Genomic DNA, 6,152 nt, shown 5'->3' on the forward strand with positions numbered 1-6,152 from the left:
TATACAGAATCTGTGACTCGACGAGAGCATAGAGACTATTTAAAAACATAGATATGAGTCTGGGTTAGGAAGAGCGTGTTCACGCGCACTTCCTAACCTTAATCACTCACCTCTTAACGACATCAGTTGTTATCCCAGGGGTGAGTTATTAAAAAAGTAATAAGAGAACTGAATCAAGCGTATAAACATAGGTGATATCGTTATCATAATTAGACTTTATGACACTTTGAAGTCAACACTTATTTATAAGTTAGACTACTTGGGGTTGTATGGTCAAGTAATGAAGCGCACATGGTGGATGCCTTGGCAGTCAGAGGCGATGAAAGACGTGACAGCCTGCGATAAGCTTCGGGGAGGCGGCAATATCCTGTGATCCGGAGATTTCTGAATGGGGAAACCCACCTACCATAAGGTAGGTATCTTGTACTTGTACAAGAAGCGAACGAGGGGAAGTGAAACATCTCAGTACCCTTAGGAATAGACATCAAATGAGATTCCCCTAGTAGCGGCGAGCGAACGGGGAGAAGCCGATTAATGCTAATGTAGAAGAACAGCGTGGGAAAGCTGACCGTAGTAGGTGATAGTCCTGTATTCGAAACATTAGCGTTAACATATTAAGTAGAGCGGGGCACGAGAAATCCTGTTTGAAGATGGGGGGACCATCCTCCAAGGCTAAATACTCCTGACTGACCGATAGTGAACCAGTACCGTGAGGGAAAGGCGAAAAGAACCCCTGTGAGGGGAGTGAAATAGAACCTGAAACCGTGTGCGTACAAGCAGTGGGAGCCTTAATTTATTAGGGTGACCGCGTACCTTTTGTATAATGGGTCAGCGACTTATATTCTGTAGCAAGGTTAACCGTTTAGGGGAGCCGTAGGGAAACCGAGTCTTAATAGGGCGTTTAGTTGCAGGGTATAGACCCGAAACCGAGTGATCTATCCATGAGCAGGTTGAAAGTGCCGTAACAGGCACCGGAGGACCGAACCCACTGTCGTTGAAAAGCCAGGGGATGACTTGTGGATAGGGGTGAAAGGCTAATCAAACTCGGTGATAGCTGGTTCTCCCCGAAAGCTATTTAGGTAGCGCCTCGGACGAACACCATTGGGGGTAGAGCACTGTTTCGGCTAGGGGGTCATACCGACTTACCAAACCGATGCAAACTCCGAATACCGATGAGTGATATCCGGGAGACACACAGTGGGTGCTAACGTCCATTGTGGAGAGGGAAACAACCCAGACCGCCAGCTAAGGCCCCAAATTCCTAGTTAAGTGGGAAACGAGGTGGGAAGGCATAGACAGCTAGGAGGTTGGCTTAGAAGCAGCCATCCTTTAAAGAAAGCGTAATAGCTCACTAGTCGAGTCGGCCCGCGCGGAAGATGTAACGGGGCTCAAACTAGGAGCCGAAGCTGCGGATTTGAATTTGTTTTCAAGTGGTAGGGGAGCGTTGTGTAAGCCTGTGAAGGTGTGTCGTAAGGCATGCTGGAGGTATCACAAGAGCGAATGCTGACGTGAGTAACGATAATGCGAGTGAAAAGCTCGCACGCCGGAAGATCAAGGGTTCCAGTCCAACGTTAATCGGGGCTGGGTGAGTCGACCCCTAAGGCGAGGCCGAAAGGCGTAGTCGATGGGAAATCGGTTAATATTCCGATACTTGTTTATAATGCGATGGAGGGACGGAGAAGGTTATGTCAGCCTGGCGTTGGTTGTCCAGGTGAAAGGATGTAGGCTTACAACTTAGGTAAATCCGGGTTGTTATATGGCTGAGATCTGATAGCAAGCTGTACTTGTACAGTGAAGTGGCAAATACCATGCTTCCAGGAAAAGCTTCTAAGCAATAGTTATAAACGAATCGTACCCTAAACCGACACAGGTGATCAGGTAGAGAATACCAAGGCGCTTGAGAGAACTCTGCTGAAGGAACTAGGCAAAATGGTACCGTAACTTCGGGAGAAGGTACGCTGCTGATGGTGATAGGACACGCTCCTTGAGCTGTTGGCAGTCGCAGATACCAGGCTGCTGCAACTGTTTATTAAAAACACAGCACTCTGCAAACACGAAAGTGGACGTATAGGGTGTGATGTCTGCCCGGTGCTGGAAGGTTAATTGATGGGGTTAGCGTAAGCGAAGCTCTTGATCGAAGCCCCAGTAAACGGCGGCCGTAACTATAACGGTCCTAAGGTAGCGAAATTCCTTGTCGGGTAAGTTCCGACCTGCACGAATGACATAATGATGGCAGCGCTGTCTCCAGCAGAGACTCAGTGAAATCGAAATCGCAGTGAAGATGCTGTGTACCCGCGGCTAGACGGAAAGACCCCGTGAACCTTTACTACAGCTTTACATTGAACTTTGACCTGACTTGTGCAGGATAGGTGGGAGGCTTTGAAGCCGAGACGCTAGTCTCGGTGGAGCCAATCTTGAAATACCACCCTGGTCATGTTGGGGTTCTAACTCAGGTATAACAATACCGAGGACAATGTATGGTGGGTAGTTTGACTGGGGCGGTCTCCTCCTAAAGAGTAACGGAGGAGTACGAAGGTGCGCTCAGACCGGTCGGAAATCGGTCGTAGAGTATAAAGGCAAAAGCGCGCTTAACTGCGAGACCCACAAGTCGAGCAGGTACGAAAGTAGGTCTTAGTGATCCGGTGGTTCTGTATGGAAGGGCCATCGCTCAACGGATAAAAGGTACTCTGGGGATAACAGGCTGATACCGCCCAAGAGTTCATATCGACGGCGGTGTTTGGCACCTCGATGTCGGCTCATCTCATCCTAGGGCTGAAGCAGGTCCTAAGGGTATGGCTGTTCGCCATTTAAAGAGGTACGCGAGCTGGGTTTAGAACGTCGTGAGACAGTTCGGTCCCTATCTACCGTGGGCGTTGGAAATTTGAGAGGATCTGCTCCTAGTACGAGAGGACCAGAGTGGACGAACCTCTGGTGTTCGGGTTGTCACGCCAGTGGCATTGCCCGGTAGCTACGTTCGGATGGGATAACCGCTGAAAGCATCTAAGCGGGAAGCCCACCTCAAGATTAGATTTCCCTAAAGAGCCGTTGAAGACTACGACGTTGATAGGCAGGGTGTGGAAGTGCAGCGATGCATGTAGCTAACCTGTACTAATTGCTCGTTTGGCTTGACCATACAACACCCAAGTGGTTTGTATGAAAGCTCTAATTAATCTATCTTGTATGACTGTAGTGGTCATAACGAAGAAAGAATATTTCGATATCACCTTTAACCTTGATTCAGTTAGGTTATAGTTGGTCGACAACAAGCTAAAACTTGAAGTCAAACAATAAAAACATCAGACTCATATCTAACCCCCTTTGCTGACGACAATAGCATGATGGCACCACCTGATCCCTTCCCGAACTCAGAAGTGAAACATCATTGCGCCAATGGTAGTGTGGGTTCGCCCATGTGAGAGTAGGTCATCGTCAGCTCTCTATTCCTGAAATATCCCCCGACTAGGTAACTAGTCGGGGGATTTTCTTTGCCTATGAATAAGTGCCAATGCGGATTTGAGAAAATCAGTTAGATCTCAAGTTTCTTGATAGATAATTTAGAGACTAGAGACTGATTTGAACCTGTTTTTTAACGATGAGTACCAACCAAGCCGATCAGATAAGCTTTATTTCAGGCTATTTAAAGTGTTTTTTAGGTTTAAAGAAGTCATTAACTCATCGAATGCCAACTCAATATAAGATCTACAGGTATTTCCAGCGTTTAAACCCAAATACATCGAATTCCTATTTCCCCTTAACCCATTGAAAACTATGCATTATTAAAAGTCTTATCAAATAAACCCAAAAACCCCTGATAAAGCGGTTGACACACCTCTTAAACTCTATATAATACGCCCCACAGCAAAGGAAGCTAGGCGATAAGTTAACCAACTTATTACTTAGATTACCAAGCTAAGACAAAACATAAAAAAGCTTGACAATTCAAATCTATATGATAAGATAGTCGGCTCGCTAGATAGCTTGACCTGAAAGGGATTGAGACTAAACAGCAAGAGAATTACCCTATATATCAGTTACTGGACGACAGTAATTGAGCACTATTTAAAAGCATAACTAAAGAACAACTTGTGTGGATTTTTGCTGATTCAGAATGCTAAAAAATAAAGTTGGTTTTAGCTCCTTTTCGGAGTTCATTCTAACTATAAAAATTATCATTTAAGACAGCAGAAAAACTCAAAGTTAATTCATTACGAACATAATTTTTAGCTATTTTGCCAGATTAGATGAGCCAAGTTTAGAAGCTTCTTTAAAGAGCTTCATAGCAAGATTAAACTGAAGAGTTTGATCATGGCTCAGATTGAACGCTGGCGGCAGGCTTAACACATGCAAGTCGAGCGGTAACAGGAGAAGCTTGCTTCTCGCTGACGAGCGGCGGACGGGTGAGTAATACTTAGGAATCTACCTAGTAGTGGGGGATAGCACGGGGAAACTCGTATTAATACCGCATACGACCTACGGGAGAAAGGGGGCAGTTTACTGCTCTCGCTATTAGATGAGCCTAAGTCGGATTAGCTAGATGGTGGGGTAAAGGCCTACCATGGCGACGATCTGTAGCTGGTCTGAGAGGATGATCAGCCACACCGGGACTGAGACACGGCCCGGACTCCTACGGGAGGCAGCAGTGGGGAATATTGGACAATGGGGGAAACCCTGATCCAGCCATGCCGCGTGTGTGAAGAAGGCCTTTTGGTTGTAAAGCACTTTAAGCAGTGAAGAAGACTCCATGGTTAATACCCATGGACGATGACATTAGCTGCAGAATAAGCACCGGCTAACTCTGTGCCAGCAGCCGCGGTAATACAGAGGGTGCAAGCGTTAATCGGAATTACTGGGCGTAAAGGGAGCGTAGGTGGCTCTATAAGTCAGATGTGAAATCCCCGGGCTTAACCTGGGAACTGCATCTGAAACTGTAGAGCTAGAGTATGTGAGAGGAAGGTAGAATTCCAGGTGTAGCGGTGAAATGCGTAGAGATCTGGAGGAATACCGATGGCGAAGGCAGCCTTCTGGCATAATACTGACACTGAGGCTCGAAAGCGTGGGTAGCAAACAGGATTAGATACCCTGGTAGTCCACGCCGTAAACGATGTCTACTAGTCGTTGGGTCCCTTGAGGACTTAGTGACGCAGCTAACGCAATAAGTAGACCGCCTGGGGAGTACGGCCGCAAGGTTAAAACTCAAATGAATTGACGGGGGCCCGCACAAGCGGTGGAGCATGTGGTTTAATTCGATGCAACGCGAAGAACCTTACCTGGTCTTGACATATCTAGAATCCTGCAGAGATGCGGGAGTGCCTTCGGGAATTAGAATACAGGTGCTGCATGGCTGTCGTCAGCTCGTGTCGTGAGATGTTGGGTTAAGTCCCGCAACGAGCGCAACCCTTGTCCTTAGTTACCAGCGGGTTAAGCCGGGAACTCTAAGGATACTGCCAGTGACAAACTGGAGGAAGGCGGGGACGACGTCAAGTCATCATGGCCCTTACGACCAGGGCTACACACGTGCTACAATGGTAGGTACAGAGGGCAGCTACACAGCGATGTGATGCGAATCTCAAAAAGCCTATCGTAGTCCAGATTGGAGTCTGCAACTCGACTCCATGAAGTAGGAATCGCTAGTAATCGCGGATCAGAATGCCGCGGTGAATACGTTCCCGGGCCTTGTACACACCGCCCGTCACACCATGGGAGTTGATTGCACCAGAAGTGGATAGCTTAACCTTCGGGGGAGCGTTCACCACGGTGTGGTTGATGACTGGGGTGAAGTCGTAACAAGGTAGCCGTAGGGGAACCTGCGGCTGGATCACCTCCTTATAGATGGCATTCGGTCAGCAAGAATTCACAACAAGTTGTTCTTTAGTTTAAGCTTACGTTTTAACAAGCGTAATTGGGTCTGTAGCTCAGCTGGTTAGAGCACCGTGTTGATAACGCGGGGGTCAGTGGTTCAAGTCCACTTAGACCCACCATTTTATAATGGGGCCATAGCTCAGTTGGTAGAGCGCCTGCCTTGCACGCAGGAGGTCAACGGTTCGACTCCGTTTGGCTCCACCACTATAGACGAATAAGCTTTAAGTGCTAATAGTATAAATAGAAACAAGTGATTTATCTTTGAATAAAGACACGATTACTTCTTTCTGTTT

2 tRNA genes and 3 rRNA genes are annotated in these 6,152 nt (G+C 47.2%); all 5 read left to right on the forward strand.

Features of this window, described 5'->3' with window-relative positions:
* Positions 1–271: 271 nt before the first annotated feature.
* The 5 genes from JMV76_RS14325 to JMV76_RS14345 all read left to right on the forward strand — a co-directional run bounded on the left by JMV76_RS14325 (position 272) and on the right by JMV76_RS14345 (position 6,063).
* Positions 272–3,133, forward strand: a 23S ribosomal RNA gene (locus tag JMV76_RS14325).
* Positions 3,134–3,320: 187 nt separating this feature from the next.
* Positions 3,321–3,435, forward strand: a 5S ribosomal RNA gene (gene rrf / locus JMV76_RS14330).
* Between the two features lie 852 nt (positions 3,436–4,287).
* Positions 4,288–5,826, forward strand: a 16S ribosomal RNA gene (locus tag JMV76_RS14335).
* Positions 5,827–5,901: 75 nt separating this feature from the next.
* Positions 5,902–5,978, forward strand: a tRNA-Ile gene (locus JMV76_RS14340).
* A 9-nt stretch (positions 5,979–5,987) separates the two neighbouring features.
* Positions 5,988–6,063: transfer RNA gene (locus tag JMV76_RS14345), tRNA-Ala, on the forward strand.
* Positions 6,064–6,152: the final 89 nt, after the last annotated feature.

The sequence above is a fragment of the Psychrobacter cibarius genome, from assembly GCF_904845955.1.
Taxonomy (GTDB): domain Bacteria; phylum Pseudomonadota; class Gammaproteobacteria; order Pseudomonadales; family Moraxellaceae; genus Psychrobacter; species Psychrobacter cibarius_B.